The 21,418-nt window shown below is 36.1% G+C and carries 24 protein-coding genes and 2 pseudogenes; 17 read left to right on the forward strand and 9 right to left on the reverse strand.

Annotation, left to right across the window (positions count from 1 at the left end; genetic code table 11):
• Positions 1-316 precede the first annotated feature (316 nt).
• From AN392_RS05740 to AN392_RS05760, 5 genes are all read left to right on the forward strand, one after another.
• A complete protein-coding gene (locus AN392_RS05740) occupies positions 317-676 on the forward strand; it encodes a hypothetical protein (protein ID WP_055012119.1) in 360 nt (119 codons plus the stop codon).
• 98 nt (positions 677-774) lie between these two features.
• The gene (locus tag AN392_RS05745; RefSeq protein WP_055012120.1) at positions 775-1,161 is read left to right on the forward strand and encodes a hypothetical protein; all 387 of its coding nucleotides are present in this window, start codon (positions 775-777) and stop codon (positions 1,159-1,161) included.
• Positions 1,162-1,338: 177 nt separating this feature from the next.
• On the forward strand, positions 1,339-1,641 hold the full coding sequence (locus AN392_RS05750) for a hypothetical protein (RefSeq protein WP_055012121.1): 303 nt from the start codon (positions 1,339-1,341) through the stop codon (positions 1,639-1,641).
• Between the two features lie 130 nt (positions 1,642-1,771).
• Positions 1,772-2,473 (forward strand): DUF4386 domain-containing protein, encoded by a 702-nt coding sequence (locus AN392_RS05755; RefSeq protein ID WP_055012122.1) that lies wholly within the window; start codon positions 1,772-1,774, stop codon positions 2,471-2,473.
• Between the two features lie 152 nt (positions 2,474-2,625).
• Positions 2,626-2,859 carry a hypothetical protein gene (locus tag AN392_RS05760; protein ID WP_055012123.1) on the forward strand — a complete coding sequence of 78 codons (234 nt, stop codon included), beginning with the start codon at positions 2,626-2,628 and terminating at the stop codon, positions 2,857-2,859.
• 495 nt (positions 2,860-3,354) lie between these two features.
• Here the strand turns inward: AN392_RS05760 and AN392_RS05765 are convergent, their stop codons facing one another.
• Complete coding sequence (locus AN392_RS05765) at positions 3,355-4,038, reverse strand: hypothetical protein (RefSeq protein WP_055012124.1); 684 nt, start codon at positions 4,036-4,038, stop codon at positions 3,355-3,357.
• Positions 4,039-4,407: 369 nt separating this feature from the next.
• Here AN392_RS05765 and AN392_RS18815 point away from each other — a divergent pair.
• From AN392_RS18815 to AN392_RS05795, 6 genes and pseudogenes are all read left to right on the forward strand, one after another.
• Positions 4,408-4,617 (forward strand): annotated as a pseudogene (locus tag AN392_RS18815) (Mobile element protein); the annotation flags it as partial.
• Between the two features lie 494 nt (positions 4,618-5,111).
• Positions 5,112-6,821 (forward strand): amidohydrolase, encoded by a 1,710-nt coding sequence (locus AN392_RS05775; RefSeq protein WP_055012126.1) that lies wholly within the window; start codon positions 5,112-5,114, stop codon positions 6,819-6,821.
• Positions 6,822-7,155: 334 nt separating this feature from the next.
• Positions 7,156-8,112, forward strand: coding sequence for a cyclase family protein (locus tag AN392_RS05780; RefSeq protein ID WP_055012127.1), 957 nt, complete (start codon positions 7,156-7,158; stop codon positions 8,110-8,112).
• Positions 8,113-8,263: 151 nt separating this feature from the next.
• On the forward strand, positions 8,264-8,842 hold the full coding sequence (locus AN392_RS05785; RefSeq protein WP_055012128.1) for a cold shock domain-containing protein: 579 nt from the start codon (positions 8,264-8,266) through the stop codon (positions 8,840-8,842).
• Positions 8,843-8,999: 157 nt separating this feature from the next.
• Entirely contained in the window at positions 9,000-9,299 is a 300-nt protein-coding gene (locus tag AN392_RS05790) for a DUF6419 family natural product biosynthesis protein (RefSeq protein WP_055012228.1), read from the forward strand.
• A 52-nt stretch (positions 9,300-9,351) separates the two neighbouring features.
• Positions 9,352-9,726 carry a hypothetical protein gene (locus AN392_RS05795; protein WP_008113868.1) on the forward strand — a complete coding sequence of 125 codons (375 nt, stop codon included), beginning with the start codon at positions 9,352-9,354 and terminating at the stop codon, positions 9,724-9,726.
• Between the two features lie 87 nt (positions 9,727-9,813).
• Here the strand turns inward: AN392_RS05795 and AN392_RS05800 are convergent, their stop codons facing one another.
• From AN392_RS05800 to AN392_RS18710, 4 genes and pseudogenes are all read right to left on the reverse strand, one after another.
• Positions 9,814-11,007: an acetyl-CoA C-acyltransferase family protein gene (locus AN392_RS05800; RefSeq protein ID WP_055012129.1), complete on the reverse strand. Its 1,194-nt coding sequence runs from the start codon at positions 11,005-11,007 to the stop codon at positions 9,814-9,816.
• Between the two features lie 223 nt (positions 11,008-11,230).
• Positions 11,231-12,688 carry an aerolysin family beta-barrel pore-forming toxin gene (locus AN392_RS05805; RefSeq protein ID WP_055012130.1) on the reverse strand — a complete coding sequence of 486 codons (1,458 nt, stop codon included), beginning with the start codon at positions 12,686-12,688 and terminating at the stop codon, positions 11,231-11,233.
• Positions 12,689-12,870: 182 nt separating this feature from the next.
• A complete protein-coding gene (locus AN392_RS05810) occupies positions 12,871-13,488 on the reverse strand; it encodes a substrate binding domain-containing protein (protein WP_235575576.1) in 618 nt (205 codons plus the stop codon).
• 144 nt (positions 13,489-13,632) lie between these two features.
• Positions 13,633-13,752, reverse strand: a pseudogene (locus AN392_RS18710) (LysR family transcriptional regulator); the annotation flags it as partial.
• 589 nt (positions 13,753-14,341) lie between these two features.
• On the opposite strand from AN392_RS18710, the gene AN392_RS18625 reads away from it, so the two are divergent.
• Entirely contained in the window at positions 14,342-14,512 is a 171-nt protein-coding gene (locus AN392_RS18625; protein WP_010390033.1) for a hypothetical protein, read from the forward strand.
• Positions 14,513-14,613: 101 nt separating this feature from the next.
• Here AN392_RS18625 and msrA read toward each other — a convergent pair whose 3' ends face one another.
• Positions 14,614-15,210, reverse strand: a complete 597-nt coding sequence (gene msrA / locus AN392_RS05820; RefSeq protein ID WP_055012131.1) for a peptide-methionine (S)-S-oxide reductase MsrA — start codon at positions 15,208-15,210, stop codon at positions 14,614-14,616.
• Between the two features lie 128 nt (positions 15,211-15,338).
• Between msrA and AN392_RS05825 the strand changes: the two genes are divergently transcribed.
• Positions 15,339-15,926 carry a MepB family protein gene (locus AN392_RS05825; protein ID WP_055012132.1) on the forward strand — a complete coding sequence of 196 codons (588 nt, stop codon included), beginning with the start codon at positions 15,339-15,341 and terminating at the stop codon, positions 15,924-15,926.
• A gap of 92 nt (positions 15,927-16,018) precedes the next feature.
• On the forward strand, positions 16,019-16,213 hold the full coding sequence (locus AN392_RS05830; RefSeq protein WP_010390028.1) for a CPXCG motif-containing cysteine-rich protein: 195 nt from the start codon (positions 16,019-16,021) through the stop codon (positions 16,211-16,213).
• Positions 16,214-16,714: 501 nt separating this feature from the next.
• On the opposite strand, the gene AN392_RS05840 is transcribed toward AN392_RS05830, so the two are convergent.
• Positions 16,715-16,918: a hypothetical protein gene (locus AN392_RS05840; protein ID WP_010390026.1), complete on the reverse strand. Its 204-nt coding sequence runs from the start codon at positions 16,916-16,918 to the stop codon at positions 16,715-16,717.
• Positions 16,919-17,017: 99 nt separating this feature from the next.
• On the opposite strand from AN392_RS05840, the gene AN392_RS05845 reads away from it, so the two are divergent.
• Positions 17,018-17,527 carry a GNAT family N-acetyltransferase gene (locus AN392_RS05845; protein WP_055012134.1) on the forward strand — a complete coding sequence of 170 codons (510 nt, stop codon included), beginning with the start codon at positions 17,018-17,020 and terminating at the stop codon, positions 17,525-17,527.
• Entirely contained in the window at positions 17,524-18,420 is an 897-nt protein-coding gene (locus tag AN392_RS05850; RefSeq protein ID WP_055012135.1) for an alpha/beta hydrolase, read from the forward strand. The genes AN392_RS05845 and AN392_RS05850 overlap by 4 nt, the downstream gene beginning before the upstream one ends.
• Before the next feature lie 367 nt (positions 18,421-18,787).
• Here AN392_RS05850 and AN392_RS05860 read toward each other — a convergent pair whose 3' ends face one another.
• A complete protein-coding gene (locus AN392_RS05860; protein ID WP_010390018.1) occupies positions 18,788-19,309 on the reverse strand; it encodes a TetR/AcrR family transcriptional regulator in 522 nt (173 codons plus the stop codon).
• 111 nt (positions 19,310-19,420) lie between these two features.
• Between AN392_RS05860 and AN392_RS05865 the strand changes: the two genes are divergently transcribed.
• Positions 19,421-19,603 (forward strand): hypothetical protein, encoded by a 183-nt coding sequence (locus AN392_RS05865; protein WP_055012137.1) that lies wholly within the window; start codon positions 19,421-19,423, stop codon positions 19,601-19,603.
• A gap of 100 nt (positions 19,604-19,703) precedes the next feature.
• Here AN392_RS05865 and AN392_RS05870 read toward each other — a convergent pair whose 3' ends face one another.
• Complete coding sequence (locus AN392_RS05870; RefSeq protein ID WP_010390015.1) at positions 19,704-20,912, reverse strand: porin; 1,209 nt, start codon at positions 20,910-20,912, stop codon at positions 19,704-19,706.
• Positions 20,913-21,418: the final 506 nt, after the last annotated feature.

Raw genomic sequence — 21,418 nt, forward strand, 5'->3', positions numbered from 1 at the left:
AGTTCACTATGTGGGTGGTGTATTAAACGTAGATGTAAACCAGCCACTGAGAGAATTACCCACGAACGTCGTGTTTTTGGGGTTATTGGGAATGCTTGTTACATTAGTTCTCATTTATACTGTTGTATTGATGTTAGCTCGGGTAATTTTTAGAAATCTCGGGGTGTAATCGGGCATATAACAAAGCAAATTAAAAAGGGCGGACAAAAATCAGTTGGCTTTGTTCGTACCTCACAAATTATAGCCAACTAATTTTTGCCGTTTATTTACGGCGTTAGCGAACAAGTTCAATTTGGGACATTTAATCGGAGATAGAATGAAAAGCAATTTTAGTTTTACGTTCAAAACATTTGAATTCATTAATGGTAATCAATCAGATGAACCTAAAAGAGCAAGAGAAATAGCTGAAGAAATAAAAGCTTTTGTTGAAGGACAACTTAATTATATAAAAAGCTATCAACAACTAGAGAATATTATTACAAACTCAGACGAAGTGGCGTTATTAGATGCATTGACTGCTATCAACTATATCAATAGCGTAATGATTAAGGTTGAAAGCATTCATGAAAATAGCAAGTTAAGGCAGTTTTTTAAACCTATGTATAAATTTGTGGCTGACAGCCACGAAGATGCTACAGAAATTGTAAAAGAAGTACGTCAAAGTATTGTTCGCTAACAAGTTGCTTAAACGGACACAAACAGCTGGCTGTGCTCGTACCTCGCTATTATAGCCAGCCATTTTTAGCCGCTTAGCAAAGCGTTAGGTAACTATGGATGGTCAACCTTCTTAATCAAGCATTACGAAGCAGAGATGTTAGAAAACTCGTAGAACCTCATTTGCACGAAGTTGTTTGGGATTCTGGCGTTGATGAAACCAGCGAGTGGGTAATGGCTTCATTTGAAGATCTAACTCATATCCAAAAATTGGAGTCTTGGTTAAATAGCAAAGAGATTTCGGATTCCATCGAAGTCATTTTAACCGATACTGCTTGGTCTGAACTTCAGCAAACAACTTGGGATGCTCTGCTTAAGAAACCAGACGATTACTTTAATCAAAAACATATGCTTGTAGTTGCAGCAGATCGCTCTTGGATAATGGAGTATACCCCACAACAGATAATTAGATTTGAGCGTTGGGTTAAAGTTACATGCCGAGTTTGAATTGGCAGTTAATTGAAACGTGGACGGTGTCCACTTTATCGGGTGAAGATCACAAAAAACAGTTGGGTATTTTCACTCCGTTCAACATTTTAGCCAACAATTTTTTGCACTCTTAGTGCGGCGTTGTTATATGTAAATCAATAAGTAGGCATTATGCAGCTATAAACACTAGAAGAATTGCAAGCCAATCTTGATAAGGTGATTTCTGAAATTGATACGAATGAATTCGATGATGACCTTGTTAGGCAGTTTATAGAGCATCGTGTTATTTCATTAGCTTTTGGTGTTCACACGTATTCAGAAATGATTGTACGTAAGGTTGTGACAAAGGAAGAAGAGAGCAAGTTTAACAAGAACCTTAGTGTTTATAATCAAATTGAAAGCACACTAGCTCAAAGAGCATATGAGTATTCTACAGAAGACTTGTTTAATCAGCTTGTCGCATGTAAGAAAATTTTGGATGCTAACATTCAAAATTAAAAAATATAATCAGGTAATCAAAGACCGCCCACAAAAGGGCCTGAGGGCTGGACCTCCACTGCTGTGCAGCTCCGGCCCTTTATCTCGGCGTTAGGCATTTAAACACTCAGCAATCACAGGATAATTATCAATGGGGAATAATGGTTCATCATTTAAGTTGTATGTTAAGCATTTAGGTGCTGCGTACTTGATTTATATAATTTTAGGGATGTTTAATTCACTACTATTTAAGCAAGGTATATACAACTTTGGGGCCTTTGATGAGGTTGAGATTAAGTTCAGACTTGCTCAAACTATAGATATTATTATGTTTATAGCGGTTATTTGGGCTTCATGGGCACAGTACTTAGTTACTAAAACGATAAACAAAAATTTTGCTCTCGTGGCACTACTTTTCAGGTTTGGAGAAGGGCTTCTCGGCTTTGTCGCAACAATCATTACATTGGCAGTGATAGCAGTTTTAAAGAATCCAGAATTTTCAACTGTATTTCAAGATGAGCAGCTGCATACATTAGCTAGCATATTTGTGAAAATAAGTGGCTCGATGTGGGATGTTCTTTTAATTATCATGGGTATTGGTGCCACGATTTTCATGTATTTGTTCTACGTTTCCAATTACGTACCTAAGTGGTTGGTTCTTTGGGGACTATTCACTTATATTTCGATGGTGGTGTATGGTTTTTCAAATATTGTTCTACTTAATCCACCTCAAGTATTGAGTTACTTCATGATGCCGGGAGCTTTTTTTGAAATAACGTTTGGCCTTTGGTTGTTAATCAAAGGAATAAACATCCAACCTGATAAAAATCATGCCTATCAAGGACAAATGTAGAACCAAAGAGGTCTGTAGAACCAAAGGGGTCAAATCTTGACTTTAGACATCAAATTCATGCGGCAATCTTATAAGCTGTTTTTAAAATAAAATGCTGGTGGCTCACTATATAATTAATTTCTAAGTTAAATTTAAAGTAAAAGGAAGTTTTTATGAAAGGTATTAGACGTATTTGGTTTTGGTTTACGCTAGTTGTGTGCCCATTGTTGATTATTTTAGGTGTAGCTACCTTTGCACAGTTATTAGGGCAGTACATGTATTCTCAGCAATTTAGTTTTTCTTCACTATCTAGTTTTCAAATTGCATTTATGGGGGGCGGAATTTGTGCGTTTTCTGTATTTTTAAGCACATTAAAAGAAGCAAAAATACGCTTTTTTGCAAAATGAGGGGTTAATAAGGAAACTACGGTTGTTGGTGGGCTCGCTAGGTTTGCTTGGTTTTGAGCCTCTTTTAAAACGGGTGTAAAATTAACCGCTATTAAATGGACGATTCAAGGATGAACAAAGGATTATTAAAATCGTAGAATGACGATAAAGGCTTTGGCTTTATTAAATCAACCACACAGAGATGAATGTATTTATAAAATGGTTGATTTTAGCTGCATTAATTATTGCCGCTATTGCTTGTTATTCGTATGGTAGCACACTGGCTTATTTTTTTTATTATTGCGGGCTTTGTTTTTTGAAATGGCGTTTTGGTTTAAGGTGTTTCCTATAAAAAAGAAATCATCATGATGGAAGTCGATTTTACTCACCAAAGAAAAACTTATGCCACACAGATAAATCCTTCATTATTTTGCTAGAGTAGTTATTAGTATTAAAAAAATAATGGAGTACTTAATTACTCCATTATTTGAAAGAACTTTAATTTAGTAAAATTATTTACTCTGTTTCAGCTTCTAAAGACTTTCTATCGTCTGCAAATAAACCTTTCCATTTGCTTGGAATATAGCTGTCGATTATTTTTGTTTCAGTATTTAGTTCTGCGAGTGAGTCTTTTAATCGAGCCATAGTTTTTGGTATATTTTGGCTAGTATCACCAACTACTGAGCGAACTAAGCTTTGACTAAGTTGATTGACAGAGATCCCACCAGACTGTTGTTCGAATGTGGTGTATACATCAACTTGATAACCTGTTTGATATTGAACAACACATATGAAGAACGTTGTTCTTTCACTCCACCCGCTAACTGATTTATCTGACTTCATAGTGAGAATAGGAGATTCACACTGAGGTATTTTCATAGCTGAACCTCCTGATGCTTGTGATAAAGCTGAGAATCCGCTCATCACGTTACCTAACTGTGTATTTTGAAATGGACTAACTAATTTAAAACGAGATGCTTTTTCAGGAAGAGATGCTGGAGGAATACCTCTATTCACCGTCAAGCTATCCATACTAGATTGAGCCGAATCAATAATCGTATCAAGAACAGTATCTCGAATAGACGAGTCACCTTTTACATCGATTATCATATACGCTTGCTCTGTTGTTCTTGTTGGAGTGGTTGAAGCACAACCACCTAGAACAAACATAGATAAGGCTACAAGTATTTTGTATTTCATTCGAATTTTCCTTTATTTTATTATTATCTAAGACTTCACCGTCAAAGAACGGCTTACTTTACAATAACCTAGAATAAAAACAATAAATTAACGTATGTTACTGACTGTTTGGTTAAAAACTGGTCAGATGAGTTGCTCGTATAGGTACGATTGTGTTTTTGTTCCTTTCATAGGGTTGAAATTAGTGGCTTAAACATCAAAATTAAAGAGATTGTAAATTATTATCAGTATTAAATTATTGAAACAAAAAAGGCTGCAAATCTGCAGCCTTTTACGCTTGAGGAATAAACTAGATACCCACTCTAATTTTTGCAGATTGGCGAACTAAGTACTAGGCTTTCACCAGTGTGAAAACAAGCTGGGTCACTTATGGCAATCGCAAGAAAGCGTCAAGTAAGCTTGGTTGATACAAAGTACTACCACTGTATATCACGTTGTGTTCGGCGTGTTTTTTTGTGCGGTGAAGACCATTTTACTGGTCAATCTTTTGAGCATCGCGGAGGGTGGGTTGAAGACAAATTCCTTGAGTTAGCCAAAATATTTTGTATTGACGTCTGTGCTTATGCCGTTATGAGTAACCAGCAAAATGTTGGAACATTTTACAACAGCGCAGTTGGCCCGGAGGACGGAAGGCAGGATGCCTGAAGTACATGCATTTAGTGTTGTATGTAGATGACAAAAAAGCGAACAGACTGAATGATAAAGCGATTTGTGAAAAGCTATTAGCATAAACTTTAAATTACTCAGTAGAAAAGTTGAAACTGCATCATGCAGCTATTTTTATGCGTGGAATTTAAATTTAAGAGTAATAATTGCTTAAAAAATAAATCTAGAAAAACAGTTTTGCTTGCAAAATTAGAAGGGTGTCTTTCAAAATTAAAATGGATGTCTAGTTTGTTTTCTTGATGCCTAGTTTGTTTTCTTTTTTATTTAGTCATGAGCAGCTAACTCCAGAGCTGATTAGTAAATTAGGTGACACAATTTTAATATATTAATTATGGGTGTCACTTTATGTTTTTGTTTAAAACATCATGTGCTAAATTTAATGAAGCTATATTTACAGGGAAGATAACATGACAAAGCGATTACGTTTTTTATTACCATCAGTATTATTTTGTTTTGGAACAAGCGCGCTAGCAGCCGATCCTATTATATATTACGGCGGAGATATTCTCACTATGGAAGGAGAAAAGCCGCATTATGAGGAAGCTTTAGTTGAGTCAGAAGGGCGGATTGTTTACCTTGGTAGCTTAGCGAAAGCCAGAGAAAAGTTTGACAATCTACAAAACAAAGACCTTCAAGGGAAAACACTTTTACCCGGTTTTTTGGATGCCCATAGCCATATGTACAATACGGGTTTAATTGCGCAATTGGCAAATTTATTACCTCCTCCAGATGGCCCCGGTGCAAATTTTAATAGTTTAGTGACAACAACCAAAAAGTGGATGGAGTCTGCTGAAGGGAAGTTCATTATCGGAAAATTTGGTTGGGTGTTAGCGAATGGGTATGACGATTCGCAGCTTAGCGAAAAACAACATCCAACTAAAGATGTTCTAGATAAAATTTCGTCTAAATACCCAGTGCTTATAATGCATCAATCGGGTCATCTAGCAAGTGTCAATTCAAAAGCTCTAGAAGTAGGTGGCTACACAAAGGATACTAAAGACCCTAAAGGCGGTGTAATTAGACGTTTGGCAGATAATAGTCCTAATGGCGTGCTTGAAGAAGCGGCTTTTTTTAATCTATTACTGCCTATTGTTGCCACTAAATCCGATGCTGAAGTACAACAGAGGTCCATTGAGCTTGCTCAGGTGGAGTATGCTAAAAATGGATATTTAACTGCTCAAGATGGCCGCACCACAGCGGATGCGACTTCGGCTTTAGAAAGAGCAGCTCGTGATAAATCGTTATTCATTGATGTTGTTTCATACCCTGACATCGTCTGGAATAAGTCAGCTGTTAAGCCCGAATTTTATAAATCAGATCGCAGTTATTTTAATCGATACCGAATAGGGGGGGTTAAATTAACTTTAGATGGCTCGCCACAAGGAAAAACAGCTTGGTTATCATCACATTATCATACGCCACCGGAGGGTAAACCGCTGGACTATAAAGGTTATCCTATCATGAGTGATGAGATAGCGATTAAACATATAAACACTGCGTTTAAAAACAAATGGCAGATTATTGCTCACACCAATGGTGATGCCGCGATTGATCAATATATTAAAGCTATTAAAGTGGCTAAAAAAAGTTATGGGTATGATGATCACCGTAGCGTGATGATTCACGGCCAGACTTTACGTAAAGATCAAATACCGGATTTAGTAGATTTAGGGATCCTCCCATCGTTGTTTCCTATGCACACTTTTTACTGGGGTGATTGGCATGTAGAGTCTGTTTTGGGGCACCCAAGGGCAGATTATATTTCGCCATCACGAGATGTAGTTGAGGCTGGTTTAACGATTACTTCTCACCATGATGCCCCTGTGACATTTCCAAACTCAATGCGAGTGCTCGATGCAACGGTTAATCGTATTACACGATCGGGTAAAGTATTGGGACCGGATCAACGTTTAACGCCTTATGAAGGATTAAAAACATTAACACAATGGGCTGCTATTCAATATTTTGAAGAAACTAGTAAAGGTACGCTCGCTGAGGGAAAACTCGCGGATTTCGTCATTTTAAGTAACAACCCTTTAAAAGTAGATCCACTGACTATTAAGGATATAAAAATAGTACAAAGCATTAAAGAAGGGCATGTTGTATATTCAAATTGATATTCAACATGAAACAATTTTAACGCTTAACTATACGACGGCTTTAGTCACCGTCGTATTAAACCTCAGCCTTGAGATGCAACAGTGAAGTTTGAGATTTAATGAATATTTATAAAACTTCTAACGGTTAATTCTTTGTAAAAAATTGTCCCTTTTTTGTTTGCTTTTGAATTCATATGCTAATTTTTAAATGCTCGGTTAAGCGAATAATAATCAAATTTAAGGGTTGAAAATGAAAAAATGTACTAATTTATTGTGAGAATTCATGTAGCGGCTTATTTTAGTCGCTATTTTTTTGGATAGCGTGTTAAACATATATAAATAAGGAGATACGATGAAGCTGGCAATGTTGATGTCGTTTATGTTTTTTTTAATTAGTTGTTCGAGCTTAGCAACCAATAGCAAAGAATTAAGTAAATCTAAGCAAACTGAAGAGTTTATTACTCTTGTCAGTCATGCCAAAACCTATGACCTGTCTCATAATTGGGATGAAAATTCCCCAATAGCGTCCGTTAACCCAAAATACTCAATGGCACTTAATGCAACCCATGCAGATACACGTGGTACATTTGGTGATAACAATCAGCTCTCATTCACCTCAGAAATAATGCAATGGAGTGGTCACCATGGAGGTCCTACTATTGATGCGTTAGGTCACATTGGTCGAGATGGTTTACTGTATGGTGGAGTAGATGCGGGGCAAGCGACCAATGATCGCAGAGGAATAGGACGCAGTGGTGTAGGAAGTGACTTAGGAATTGATCATTATCCTGTAAACTTATTGAGTAACCGAACGGTATTACTTGATGTGGCTCGCTTTATTAACGGTGACGATACCCCATTGGCTGCAGATTTTGACATAACGGCGTCACATTTAAAAAGAACAGCAAAATCGCAAGGTGTAAAAATTAAAAAAGGCGACACTGTGTTTATTAGAACGGGGTGGGGGCAATATTTTGCTAATAACCCACAGCAATACATTGCAGAGCATGCTGCAGGCGTTGGTTTAAGTGGTGCACAGTTTTTAATAAAGGCTGGTGCCAGTGTTGTTGGTAATGACACCCTTACTTTTGAAAAACGCCCACCTATTGCTACAGAACCCTCATTTCAGGTTTTTCCGGTACATATGATGTTATTAGCAGATAACGGTATTTACATAATAGAAAATTTGTTCCTTGAGGAGCTAGCTAAAGAAAAAGTCTATGAGTTTATTGCCATTGTGCCGCCGCTTAAAATACGTGGTGGCACTGGCTCGGCATTACGCGTATTTGCACTTACAAGTAACTTATAGTTGAATAAAGAGTAAGGTTAATAGTGGTTACTGTTTTTATATACAGTGGTATCGTTTTTTGAAATAAGAAACATACACAAAGAGTATTTTTCTTTATCATGATAAAAGTACTGGCTGTAAAATTAACAATACTTATATGGACGACTCAAGGATGAACAAAGGAATATTAAAATCGTGGAATGACGATAAAGGCTTTGGCTTTATTAAATCAAGCACACTGCAACACGATACCTTTATACACATATCGTCGCTCAAACATATGAGTCGTAAACCTAAAGTGGGCGATATTATCTATTTTGAGGTTGCAACCGAGCCTAATGGTAAAACTAAAGCTGTGAATTGCCGTATTGAGGGCGTACTTGCACAGCCACATATAAAAGCTTTAAAAAGGCCGGTTAGATTAAGCAAAACGTCAGGTAAGAACTCACCTTTAATGAAACTCATAACGTTTGGTATTATTGTTAGTATTGGCTTTAGCGTGTATAAAACCGGTTTTTTAAATACCAAGCAAACACCTGTAGTGACTAACGCTAATATAGAATCATTTATGCCCGCTAGTTCAAACTCACTTACTAAAACACAGCAAGCATTTCGCTGTGATGGCCGCCAACATTGTAGCCAAATGACCTCGTATGCAGAGGCATTATTTTTTATTCAACATTGCCCAAATACTAAAATGGACGGTGATAAAGACGGAGAGCCCTGTGAACGGCAGTTTGGAAATAGGTAGTTTTTATATTGGGGTTATTAATAAACTAAAAATTAGTTGATACCTGTTAAGTGGAATACGATTTTTAGTAATACAGTTATAAATAGCTGGTGGATTAAAAGATCGGTAAGGTATCCAAAGTTATGTGGATTAAAAGCCATTTACCATGGAGGTTGTTATGTTTAAAGCAATAATTGGATGTGCTGTTATATTTTCGTTTGTTTGTATGTTACTCGCCGCCGCACCTTTTACGCCTGCAATATCAGGATCATTTATTATGCTGTTGTTCGCAGGGGCTATAGGTTACAAGGGCTATCTGCAATCAAGCTTAATACTGCTGTTAATTAATACGCTGGCGGTTATTGGCAGCCCAAGTATAAATCTAGACAACACCCAAACATTACTGTTTTTACCAATATTATTTTTAATTTCATTTGGTGGTGTTTTATTAGGCGTAAGAAAGTTAACGAAATTGTAAAAGAAGATGCCGAAGGGATATATGATTATATTATGGAGCAGGTTAATAAATTATGAGTGATAGAGAAATTTGGGTCGCTATATTAATTATGTCATCTATTATTTCTGGGATCCTTTATGTAGTTTTTGGCCAAATGACCGTACGTAAATTAAGAAAAAACCCTAAAACAAAAGATATACTCGGTCTAGAGGTTATTAGTGGTTGGGATATTATAAATGTTGCTCAAGCATTCTCCTTGCCAAGGCGTTGGTTACTTAAAATTGAAAAAAGTAAGTTTTCTTTTATGTATGCGCACTCTTCGTTGTTATTTGAAAATACAACCAAATTCGATAGATTTCTTGGATGTATCTTTTATTGGTTATTAACACTTTCGGGTCTATTTGGCGCTTTACTCGTTGTACTTAACTTATTTGGCGTTTTTAGTTAATTAGTGTAAATATTGAATTGGCTAGTTATATGACTAGCCAATTTAATTATCAACTTTATTACTACAAAAATGATTTAGCTTTACTCATTAAAACGCTTCAAATATAGCTGCTATGCCTTGCCCGCCACCAATACACATTGTGACTAGCCCATATTTGCCTTGAGTTCGTTTGAGTTCGTACAAGCATTTAGTTGATAAAATTGCACCCGTTGCGCCAACAGGGTGGCCTAAGGCAATTGCACCACCATTCGGGTTTACCTTATGCGCAGGAAAGTTTAACTCGTTAGCAACGCACAGTGCTTGTACTGCAAAGGCCTCGTTAGACTCAATCACATCCATATCGTCGATGGTTAAGCCGGTTTTTTCAAATACCTGTTGTACTGCAGGAATAGGGCCGATACCCATTAAAGTAGGATCAACGCCTGCTCTGGCATAACCCACTAAACGAGCGAGCGGTTTTAAGCCTTGGTCATTTGCTTTTTGCTCTGACATAAGTACCAACATGGCTGCACCATCGTTTATACCTGATGAGCTTGCTGCGGTAACGGTTCTATCTTTTTTAAAGTAGGGCTTTAAAGTTGCAAGTTTATCGGCTGTGGTATCGGCGCGAACATGTTCGTCGGTGTCAAAAACGTGCGTGCATTTACGTGATTTAATCTCGATAGGCACAATCTGCTGTTTAAAATGACCTGCAGCAATGGCTTTTGCAGCTTTATTATGGCTGTTTGCTGCGTACTCGTCTTGTTGCTGACGGCTAATTGAATATTTTTCTGCGATGTTTTCAGCAGTTATTCCCATCGGGTTGTTATCCCATGGGTCTTGTAAGGTCGTGGTAAGCTCATCAACCATAGTGCTATTACCCATTTTTTGCCCCCAGCGGTTACTTTCGAGGGTATAGGCAGAGCTACTCATGCTTTCTGCTCCGCCAGCAAGGGCTGCATCTACATCACCTAATTGAATTTGTTGTGCCGCTTGTATGATTGCTTCAAGCCCTGAACCACATAAGCGATTAAGCGTTACAGCGTGGCTGCTTATAGGTAACCCAGCATCTAGTCCAATAACCCTTGATAGGTAAGCGTCTTTTGGGCCGTTATGAATAACTTTGCCTACCACACATGAGCCAATTTGGTCAGGGGTAAGCTGAGATCGGTTTAGTGCTTCTTTTGCGCACAGAGTGCCAAGCTCAGCGGGGCTAAAATCTTTAAGGCTGCCACCAAAGCCACCAATTGCGGTACGAACCGCACTGAGTATTACTACGCTGTTGTTTGTATTTTGTGTCATTGCTGTTCTCTTATTATTTTTATAATCACTTTTGCTGAAATATGTTTAATAGACAAAGGAGATCAATACTTCTTCTAACATCAAAGCATAACTTTTAAATAAACTAAAGGCGAGGTTGGGTTGAGCTGTATGTGTTTTCTAATAAAGTAAAATAGGCGTGTGATAATTATATTTTTGTGTAAATTTATAAAATAGGGCTCTCATTATGAGAGCCCACGGGGATTTATAAATCAATCATTTCAATATTAACAACTACATTTTTAAAACCAGCATCTTCAAACTCTTTTTTTAACTTTTCTGCACTTGAGTAATCACTAGCTGAAACACTTCGCTTACTTCTTTGGTTAGTAACAAGTGGGGTTTCATCACCAAAATAAACGCTACCAGCAAATTGGCTTTGTGCATAAAAGTGGCCTGTTAGGGTTGTTTTTTTAGGTCTTAAAACATGACTTAAATAGTATTGCATTGTTGATAAGCTTGTTTGTTGTATCATCCAAGGCCAATCCCATTTTTTATTCTCACCTGGTATATAGCGGTGTTCCCATTGATACTCAATGCTCTTTTCTTGACCTGCCCAACGGCCTATTACAAAATTAGCAGTGTCATTAGGTCTGTTTTCAGGATGGCTTAATAAAGCATTGCCTCCCCAACGCATAAAGCCATTTATTGATAGATCGTAAGTAATATCAGCATCGAATGAATAAGGATACGATATTGATGATTTAAACAAATCGACCTTAGCATTAAGCTTTGTGAATGCTGGTACATTGGTTCTTGCCTGTACAACAACACGTTCAGCTTCTGAGCCGCCGTTACTTGTTCCCCATGCTTGCTCTGCTGCTATAGTAACCGATAACGAAGTGTCTGATCCGCCAGTAACTGAAGGGGATTTCCATGTATTGGATAATGTAACAGACTCAGAAATACTGTAGTCATTTGTTTTAGACCAATTAGTAGCTGCATCGTATTCAATGGTAACGACTGACATTTGAGCTGCTGACGTGTCATTCACTGCAGGGACTGTTAACGTTTTAATTAGTTCTTTGTCGGCAGCAACAATATCACCTGTTATTTTATATGATTCGTTATCCATCACATATTCAAAGTTAGATACGGTAATAGCTGATTTTTCATCACATCGATAACCATCACAGCTGCCCCCATTATAACCTTGTATTTTCCATCCAGAGCCTGCTTTAGATACCTCCATGTCATCACCCACATAGCTTGAGCGATTTCCACCAACCCACGCAAAACCCATTGTGTGAGCAAGATATGATAGGGGTTTTATAAAATCCTCTTTTTGATTTACTAAGTCCCATTCAATTTGGCTTTGACTGCCAGGCGCTACTTTTACGGGGCTTAATTTAGGGATCTCATTAATAGGATCGTTAGGGTAGCACCAAGAATTTACAGCAAACCCTTGTTTTATTTCACCTGCGTAGCCAGAGCCCATAATAACCCAGCCATCAGCTAATCCCGTTATTTGCCACTTACCCATTTTGTTAGTAAGTTCGTTTCTGTAGGTTTGCGCTTCAGCCTTTGTAATTAGTCTATTATCAGCTGAGCAAACTCCAGCACCTAAGCTTTCATTTTTAAGTTGATCTGGATAAATTGCAGTTGTATTAGCACTTACAAAACTTGTGTGTGACAACAGCAATAGAGGTATTATTTTTTTCATTAAGTTACATCCTTTAAAATCATATTTTAATTAGGCCCTAATTAAATAATCTAATTTTGGACCGATTTTGATTCTAAAGAACTCGCTATATTTTTATAGAGTGTTAAATGAAAGTTGGTTTTTCAAAAATATTAGTTGCTTAAATATTACAAAAATTCATTAAGACTATAGTGCTATTGTAGCTACATTTTTACCCCCTTGAGAGAGTACTCTAAAAAATCGATTAGATAGCGTGTGCTTTTTGGGATTAATTTATCAGGCCATATCAGGTTTACATCTCGTTTAATAGGTTTGAATTGCGTTAATACTTCAACCAAGCTTTCGTCTTTTATATGCGGTAATAAACAATATTTTGGACCATAATAAACACCTCTTCCTTCAATGGCAGCTAAGGCACACATTTCTATATCGTTGGAAATAAAGTTGGGTTGAGGTTTAAAAATTACTTTTTCATTTTTATTTGCTTTAAAAGACCAATTTTCAAATGGCGAGCACGATATGTGGGGGAGTTTAGCTAAATCGTCAAAATTACTTGGTATGCCATATTGCTCAATTAAACTCGATGAGCAAGCTAAAACAAAGCTCATTTGGTTAATGACTTTACATATATTTTGTGAACTATCTAATTTTCCGATTCTAATAGCTAAATCAAACTCGGTGGCTTTTAAATCAAGGCGTTCATCTGATAGCATCATATGAATCTTAATATTTGGATAAAGTAGGGTGAATTGATTTATAACGCCTGAGAAGTACACACTCTTTATAAAGTTTTGCGGTGCTATTAATTTAATTTTACTCACTTTATTTTCACTAGAGTTCTTAAAATTGCACAGCGTACTTTGTAAACCCTCTACGTGAGCTAAGCAATGGCTATAAAAGCTCTTTCCTGGCTCTGTTAATCGCAAACTTCCTTTTTCACGATAAAACAACGCTAAAGATAAGTCTTCTTCAAGTTTTTTTATTTTTCTTTGTAAAGTGGGTAAAGGAATATTTAACTTTACTGACGCTTCATTAAATGTTTTGTAATCATTTACTTTTATAAAAAGCGCGATTATATCAAGCAAGGTAAATCTCCTGTATAAATTTGAGGTATAAAATCGTATTTAGTACTTAATTATTGGTTAGATTCATAAAACTAATCATTTATTTAAAGTACCCATTAGTCCCTTTTGTGGCAACAAAAATTTTACCTTTGTATTAAATGATTTAGTTACTCGTTTTAGGATAGGAAGTACTGAAGGAAAGTATGAGTTATTTTATAATAAATAACTCATTAGAAATAATTAGTAACATTTAATCAAACAATACAATAGACACGTAATAAGCTAGGTATTACGATTAACAAACTCAATAAAAAACGCTATAAAAAGCAGAGAGTTATTATGGAAGGTAAACCAATAGATAAGAGTGTATTCGATTCTTTTTTTGGGGAATATTCATGGATGTTTAAGGCTTGTAGCATTGTTGCTTTTATAATGTGTGTATATATCAGTTTTAATACTAAAGAGTATATATGGACGCTACTTATTAATGGCGATTTAAATTCTACTATGTTGGTTATGATACTCGGTTACTTATCTGAATTTAGATATCGCTTTATTAAAGAATCAAGAAATAATTGATAGCTACTAATTTAAATCTAAGGTACTAGAGATGAATATATTTATAAAATGGTTGATTTTAGCTGCATTAATTATTGCCGCTATTGCTTGTTATTCTTATGGTAGCACTACTGGCTTATTTATTTTTATTATTGCGGGCTTTGTTTTTGAAATGGCGTTTTGGTTTAAGATGTTTCCTATAAAAAAGAAATCGTCATTGTAGAAAGCTATTTAACCGTCTTGAAAAATAAATTTTTTTAGTTAGCGAGATAAGGGAATAAATAAAAAGGCTGCATTTTTTGCAGCCTTTTTAGTTTTATAAACTTAGTGGGTAACTCTATCGCCCCAAATGTCTTCTAGGCGGCTATCACGACCACAGCGCCAGCGATAGGTATTATAACGAATAGGGTTATTTTTGTAGTAATCTTGATGATAACTTTCTTTGCCCTTTATCGGGTAAAAGGTTTTCGCATCAAGAATAGGGGTTACCACTGTTTGCTTAGTAAACTCACTAATAACGGCTTGTTTAGATTTTTGAGCTAGCTTTCGCTGTTTCTCATTAGCTACAAAAATTGCGCTACGGTAGCTTGGGCCTTTATCGCAGAACTGGCCTTTGGCGTCAAAAGGATCAATGTTAACCCAGTAATGGTTTAAAATATCTTGATAGCTTAATACGTCAGTGTTGTAGGTAACCAGAACGGCTTCGTAATGGCCGCGATGATTACCATTGTAAGTAGGATTTTTAATTTCACCGCCAGTAAAACCTGAGAGCACATCGGTTACACCTTCGAGTTTTTCAAAGTCACTTTCCATACACCAAAAACAGCCTCCTGCTAAAATAGCTTGTTCGGTTTTAGCATGAGCAAATGAGCTAGTCAAAAGTACGGCAGAAGTGACTGCAAATACGAGTGTTTTATTCATAAAAATTATCAACCTAGTGTGTGAGTGCGTAAATGCTTGTTATAGTAGACCCGCTAACTGTAAATACTCTTTCATTGTGTAGCAGGTAACTTGTTTTAAACTCGCTTTATATAAAATGGACTCTATAAATGGAAACCAGTAATTCGCGTAATGAATTAACCACACTTTTGCAAACCAGTTTTGCTTCTTTAGGCTATAAACTGCCAAGCGCTGATGAACTCGTTTCTCATGACCACAATGCCCAATACCATGGCTATGCATTTACTTTAAACCAAAAACGCATAATTTACAGAAAGGCTAAAGTTACACCCGACAGACCTGGCGCTTTTTTAGCACTATGGAAACGCCCAGCGGATTGTAAAAATAATAAGCCAATTCCGTTAAATGATGAGTTTGATTATTTACTCGTAGAGGTTACCAGCGAAGGTTTAACTTCTACGAACAACCAAGTTACAAATATTGAACGAGGCTTGTTCATGTTCCCCGTAAATGTATTACTAAAAAAAGGCATAGTGAGCTCTTTAAACTCTAAGGGTAAAACAGCTTTTAGAGTGTTTCCACCTTGGAGCGAAAGCGGAGCCTTTAAAGGGACTGGCACATTTAGTAATTCTGCTAAAGTTACTCAGCGTTGGCAATGCGATTATTTCTTAAAGCAAGATCAAAATAAATTAATTGATTTATCTAAGTTAAACAAAATTTTAGCTAACGCTGTTTAAATTTGAACTATTAAGTCACTTTACCAGCATTGTTTTATATAGGGTTGTTTACTAAAGTGAGAGCATACAGTCATACGAATATTAGGTAAGATATGAACCAGTTAACCGAAAAATCAATTAGTTGCCCTTACTGTGGCGAATCCATAGAAGTATTAATTGATGTGGCTGATATTGATGAGCAATACATAGAAGACTGCCAAGTGTGTTGTAAGCCTATCTCGTTTGTCGTATTTGAAGATAACGACGAACTTAATGTAAATGTATACAGTGAAGATGAGGCGTTTTGAATATTTAGTGAAAGTTGGTGAACCGAACTTTTACACAAATCTAAGCTGAAAATTCAGTAACTTTAATTTTTCTTAATGATATTGGTTGTATATGATACCAAAGTGTTTTAAATGCCATGCTAATATTTCATTATCGTGGTTTATTCTATCTTTAATGTCGACTCGTTATAGATGTATTCGTTGTGGCTCATTATATGAATTCACAAATCGTCACCGCTATTTAGGCGTATTTTTTGCGGTACCGCTAGTTTTTTTAGTTATTATGCTAGAAGGTTTTATAACTTCAGCTCTACTAAGAGTAATTTTGTTAATTTCTGTTGCTATATTAATCATGATTTTAATACCTGGGCAACACCAATTAAGTGAAAAAGATAATTTAGAAATTAAAAAAAGGAATAGTAACTGATTAGCAAAAGAGTGGTTTTAGTTTTAATGAAAACTTGGGCGATAATTGTCAGAAGGCTGTAAATACTTTCAGCCTTAAGATAACATTCAACTTGATTAGCTTTGCTGCTGTTCACGCGCTAATTGGTTAGGCAGCAACTCCTCCACAATTTCTCTCGCTGGTAAGGTGTAACGTACGCCATCAAACATAACCGATGTGAACTCATCAATATTAGTAATGCCGGTAAGGGTCCAACCTTCACCACGTTTTGGGCAGTAAACAGTAGTAGTTGGTTGTATTACTTTAAAATTGTCGCTCATAGTTTATCTCAATTAATGCTTGTGAATACGATATGGTAAGTTAATAATGACGTTCTATAAAGTGCTATTTAAAGCGCGTTTACTTTATTTGGCATAGGCATGCTTAAAACGATAAAATTACCCCGCGTTACCTTGCGTTTAATTACCCACAAACATGGCGCAGCGCTATTAACAATTTTAAATAATCCCCTCGTTTATGAGTTTAACGATTATAAAACGCCGCTAAATAAAGAGCATGTTAAGCAATTAATTCAAGATGATATATCGAGTTATTATCAAGGGGAAGGTGTTCGGCTTGCGATTGAACATAATATGTCTGGGGACTTAATTGGTACTTGTGGTTTGTATAACATTAATAACCAAACTAAAACTGCTTATTTGGGCTTTGAGCTTGATCCTTTTTATTGGCAACAAGGCTTAATGCATGAAGTACTTAAAGGTTTTGTCAGTGAGATACATCGCTCTTTGAACATTGAACACCTATACGCAGAAATTCATGGTAAAAATGTACGCTGTTATAACTTACTCACTAAACTCGGCTTTGTATTTAACCAGCAACTTAGTAACGGTGTATGGCATAAGCAATTAACTAAAATGGATGGCGCATGAGAATTAAAAAAGCGATTATTTTAAATACGTTGCTTACGGCTAGTGTATTTGGGCTTGCAATAACTGGGGTTAGCTATTATCAAAATGATGCTTCAGAGTTTGTTGATGTAACCTTAGATTCGAAAGTGCTTAAAGAGTCACGAAAAGTATTTATAAGGTTACCCGATAGTTTTGACAAAAATAAAGCGTATCCACTTATTATAAAAACAGATGGTAATTTTAATCTAGCTAATTGGGATAAAGCCTTAAAAGCATTAAATCATGAAAGTACATTAAATGAGGCTATTTTAGTTGCTATACCAAATCAGTTTTTTACTGATACTAGAAATCGTGATCTTGTGCCACCTTATGCAAGGAAGGACGTTAATACAAATCCTCGACCTAAACATGAAAGTTCGCCTGAAATTATTGGTAAAGCTGATTTGTTTTTAGCTTTTCTAGAGCAAGAGTTACTTACTTATTTAAAGGCCAACTACACATTAACTGAAAATCGAATTTTGACCGGATTTTCAGCTGGGGGCAGCTTTACTTTATACACGCTGCATACTAAACCAAAGTTATTCAATGGTTACTTTGCATTTAGCCCAGCCGCTTGGTATGACGATATGACAGTGACTAAGCGGTTTGATGCATTTTTAAAAACAAATATAAATTGTATAAAACAACCGACATTTTTATATATTACTGTCGGTGGGGCAGAGCACTCTTTAATGTTAGGTGCATACAATAATTTAGTTACTAGTTTAGCAAAACATCCAAACAGCTGGCTTAAGTGGGGAAGTACAATTAATAGTAATGCTGAACATAATCAAAACCCTGCACTGAGTGTCGATAAAGCACTGTTAAATTATACGGCGTTCTTGAGCTCGCAAATTAACACGCCTTCTGATTAATTAATGACGGTGATCAATTAAATATAGTTTGCATTGATTTTTATTGCTTTACTGCTGGTGGAGCATCCACTCTAAAGAACACATCATACTTTGTTTGATTTAAAACAAGTCTTAGCAATAGGTGAATTTTTTAAAGATATAATAAGGGAGAGGGGAAATTGTTGGCGTGTATTGGGCGTTTTTTTTAACTTATATCTACTCGTTTTATTAAGTGAGTTGTGTAGGAACAGGAAAACCAAATTAAACAAAGCAACAATGTAATTATTTAGATGTTCTAAGTTAGACATTTTAATTGCAGCTAACATCGGGTTTTCCATCAATGGTTCAGTAATACACAGACTTAAACTCCAGCTTTTTATAATTGACGTTACAACAATGCAATTTTGTTGCTCAGTTGTCTCAGCATGGCTTCTGCATTTGGTATCTCGTCGTTTAAGCCTGTGATCAGGGTCATAAAATAGCAGTCCATCATCACACTTGCTTTTATTTCATCAAATTCTGGTTGTTCACTAAATAGTAGTTTTTTAAATTCATCCATTTGTGCTTTAAAAAAATCCTCACGCCAAATGATGTCGCTAATTAGTAATTTGCTAAATTCACTGTTTTCACAATAAAAGGAATATAGAGGGTGAGCGTAGTGGCGTAATTTCAATCGAGGAGGGCGCTGAGTATCTGATTGCTTTGCTTGCTCGATAATAACTTCAATTTGTTGCTGCATACCTGCCATAAGCAGATCAATTTTATTTTCAAAATGACTAAACACAGTACCAACTGCCACATTAGCTGCAACAGCAATTTCTCTTGTCGATGTGTGGTCATAACCTTGTAGTAAGAAAAGCTCCCATGCTGAAGCTAAAACTTTATCCCGTGTTTTTTCTTTTTTACTCATATTATTCAATGCTTTATAATTTTGTTGGATATTGGGCTTAAATCAGCGCTTGATTAATTGAGCGTGCTCAATTAAATTTATGAGCACGCTCAATTAATCAAAAGGTGATACATGGAGTTTATCAAACGTGTTATTGGTTATGTACTTTTTATTCCACTTATTTATTTTTATTCTTTTATTCTCGGCCCAATACTAAAAGCCGTTTTAGTCCCAGGTGGGGTTGCTTTTTTGTGGCTTATTTTAGGACCAAAGGATGGTACGCGTGCGTTAAAAAAAGCGTTTAAGAGAAAGTAGTTAAACCTTCTGCAAGAACAATAAAAAAAGCCCTGCTATTTTACAGGGCTGTAGGGTCTGTTGACCTTTGCTATTTTAAACTTGAAAGCAAAGCAGGCTATTAAAGAACGTATCTAAAACCAAAAGCAATACCGTCATCTTCCGATTGTTCCATTTGTGCTTGTTGTTGCTTATTATCACTTTCAAAATCACCAAAGTCTTTACGCGCTTCTACATAAAGTTGGGTGTTTTCATCTATTAAGTAATGCACACCAATAACAGCAAATTGACGCTTAAATACATCGTTAGGATCGGCATTAAAGTTTGGTTGAATTACGTAGTCATCACCTGCATCAAATAAGTTGTAGGCAATAAATGGTCTAAAATCGTTTTCAAAACGATAAGACACAAATGTTTCAATACCAATTGCATCTTTAATTAAACGACCAATGTTATCTGTGTCGTGGTTTTCGTTTTTATTGATATTAGCAGCTACATATAAACCTGGCGCATCAATATTGCCCCAAATAACACCGGCACCGTAAATTAAATCGTCAACTGAACGGGTTGTTCCGTCGCCATAAGTTAATTCAAACTCGCCGCGGTTAATACCGGCAGTCAGTTTTAGCTTATCAGTCACGTTATAAGTTACTGCACCGCCAAATGTATAGTTAAATTCAACTTGTTGCGCCGCAGTATCGCCTGACTCAAAATTAGCCTGGCATTGTGACTCTGTAATATCACTTACATCACAGGTATAAAATGCGCTATTTTTTAACTGAGTTTGTACACTAAAATCAAAATCACCGTAACTATTACGGTATTGCAATGTTTTATCGCCACGTCCCGTACCATTTACAGCACCGTCGTCTTTGTTGTAGGTATATACACCTGCGGCATTGCCATCCCAAACATAGCTGTAGTTAGTTGCATATACTACGTCAAACCACGCACCCCATTGTTTACCAATAGTAATTTGGCCGTATTTGTCGTGTTTAAGTCCTGCATAACCTAAACGATTATACAAAAATTCATCTTGAATTGATTCAAAACGGTTGTTGTATACAATATCGCTACTGCCAACAGGGTTTACACCCCATTCAACTAAAGCCATTGCTTCCCAGCCGTTCTTTAGTTGACGTTTAAAATCAAAATTAATTCGTGAGGCACCATTAACCACTTCATTTTGACCTTGAGTATTAATTACTCGCGCATCTATATAGCCGCCAATAGCGACTGTATTTTTTTCATCCTTAAATACTTCAATTGCTGAAACACTCGGTGTTGTTAAAACACCTGCAATCGCGAGCGATACTAATTTTATTTTCATTGTGTGTGCCTTGCCTAAAAAAGACGTTTTATAATTACTAAATTCGAAGTCGTGCAGACTAGCAAAGCAATAAAAGGCTCAAAAGTGAAAAATTATCAACGAAAATTAATACAAAATACGCAGCTTGTTCACTTTAAGTTAATGCTGTATTTATTTTGTAGCCGTATAAACCGCTATTTAATTTTGGAATAAGACATTAGGATTAAATGCAGGAGGGGGGGAGTTGAATTTTTTTCATAGTTGCTACTATCGGCATAGGTAGAGCTAAAACTCTAATGCTATAAAAAACGTTAATATAGCCGTATTAAATGTTAATAAAAGTAAAATGCGACCAATTAGCGATTTAGTACGTTTAAATTATTTATTTTTCTGTAACGGTGATTGTTTTTTTATTAAACATATTTTTACCGCGTTAACAGCATAATAGTGAATTTCACTTCGCTTTTTTGCACATTTACTCGTTCATCTCTTTGGCTGTTTTAATCCTTCAATAGCTAATAAACAAC

The organism is Pseudoalteromonas sp. P1-16-1b (genome assembly GCF_001401785.1).
Taxonomy (GTDB): domain Bacteria; phylum Pseudomonadota; class Gammaproteobacteria; order Enterobacterales; family Alteromonadaceae; genus Pseudoalteromonas; species Pseudoalteromonas undina.

What these genes read in the sequence shown, in the direction of transcription:
- AN392_RS05740 (WP_055012119.1), top strand. Translation starts at nt 317, where the DNA reads ATGAAAAGCAATTTTAGTTTTACGTTCAAAACATTTGAATTCATTAAT.
- AN392_RS05745 (WP_055012120.1), top strand. Translation starts at nt 775, where the DNA reads ATGGTCAACCTTCTTAATCAAGCATTACGAAGCAGAGATGTTAGAAAA.
- AN392_RS05755 (WP_055012122.1), top strand. Translation starts at nt 1,772, where the DNA reads ATGGGGAATAATGGTTCATCATTTAAGTTGTATGTTAAGCATTTAGGT.
- AN392_RS05760 (WP_055012123.1), top strand. Translation starts at nt 2,626, where the DNA reads ATGAAAGGTATTAGACGTATTTGGTTTTGGTTTACGCTAGTTGTGTGC.
- AN392_RS05765 (WP_055012124.1), bottom strand. Translation starts at nt 4,038, where the DNA reads ATGAAATACAAAATACTTGTAGCCTTATCTATGTTTGTTCTAGGTGGT.
- AN392_RS05775 (WP_055012126.1), top strand. Translation starts at nt 5,112, where the DNA reads ATGACAAAGCGATTACGTTTTTTATTACCATCAGTATTATTTTGTTTT.
- AN392_RS05780 (WP_055012127.1), top strand. Translation starts at nt 7,156, where the DNA reads ATGAAGCTGGCAATGTTGATGTCGTTTATGTTTTTTTTAATTAGTTGT.
- AN392_RS05785 (WP_055012128.1), top strand. Translation starts at nt 8,264, where the DNA reads ATGAACAAAGGAATATTAAAATCGTGGAATGACGATAAAGGCTTTGGC.
- AN392_RS05790 (WP_055012228.1), top strand. Translation starts at nt 9,000, where the DNA reads ATGTTTAAAGCAATAATTGGATGTGCTGTTATATTTTCGTTTGTTTGT.
- AN392_RS05795 (WP_008113868.1), top strand. Translation starts at nt 9,352, where the DNA reads ATGAGTGATAGAGAAATTTGGGTCGCTATATTAATTATGTCATCTATT.
- AN392_RS05800 (WP_055012129.1), bottom strand. Translation starts at nt 11,007, where the DNA reads ATGACACAAAATACAAACAACAGCGTAGTAATACTCAGTGCGGTTCGT.
- AN392_RS05805 (WP_055012130.1), bottom strand. Translation starts at nt 12,688, where the DNA reads ATGAAAAAAATAATACCTCTATTGCTGTTGTCACACACAAGTTTTGTA.
- AN392_RS18625 (WP_010390033.1), top strand. Translation starts at nt 14,342, where the DNA reads ATGAATATATTTATAAAATGGTTGATTTTAGCTGCATTAATTATTGCC.
- msrA (WP_055012131.1), bottom strand. Translation starts at nt 15,210, where the DNA reads ATGAATAAAACACTCGTATTTGCAGTCACTTCTGCCGTACTTTTGACT.
- AN392_RS05825 (WP_055012132.1), top strand. Translation starts at nt 15,339, where the DNA reads ATGGAAACCAGTAATTCGCGTAATGAATTAACCACACTTTTGCAAACC.
- AN392_RS05830 (WP_010390028.1), top strand. Translation starts at nt 16,019, where the DNA reads ATGAACCAGTTAACCGAAAAATCAATTAGTTGCCCTTACTGTGGCGAA.
- AN392_RS05840 (WP_010390026.1), bottom strand. Translation starts at nt 16,918, where the DNA reads ATGAGCGACAATTTTAAAGTAATACAACCAACTACTACTGTTTACTGC.
- AN392_RS05845 (WP_055012134.1), top strand. Translation starts at nt 17,018, where the DNA reads ATGCTTAAAACGATAAAATTACCCCGCGTTACCTTGCGTTTAATTACC.
- AN392_RS05850 (WP_055012135.1), top strand. Translation starts at nt 17,524, where the DNA reads ATGAGAATTAAAAAAGCGATTATTTTAAATACGTTGCTTACGGCTAGT.
- AN392_RS05860 (WP_010390018.1), bottom strand. Translation starts at nt 19,309, where the DNA reads ATGAGTAAAAAAGAAAAAACACGGGATAAAGTTTTAGCTTCAGCATGG.
- AN392_RS05865 (WP_055012137.1), top strand. Translation starts at nt 19,421, where the DNA reads ATGGAGTTTATCAAACGTGTTATTGGTTATGTACTTTTTATTCCACTT.
- AN392_RS05870 (WP_010390015.1), bottom strand. Translation starts at nt 20,912, where the DNA reads ATGAAAATAAAATTAGTATCGCTCGCGATTGCAGGTGTTTTAACAACA.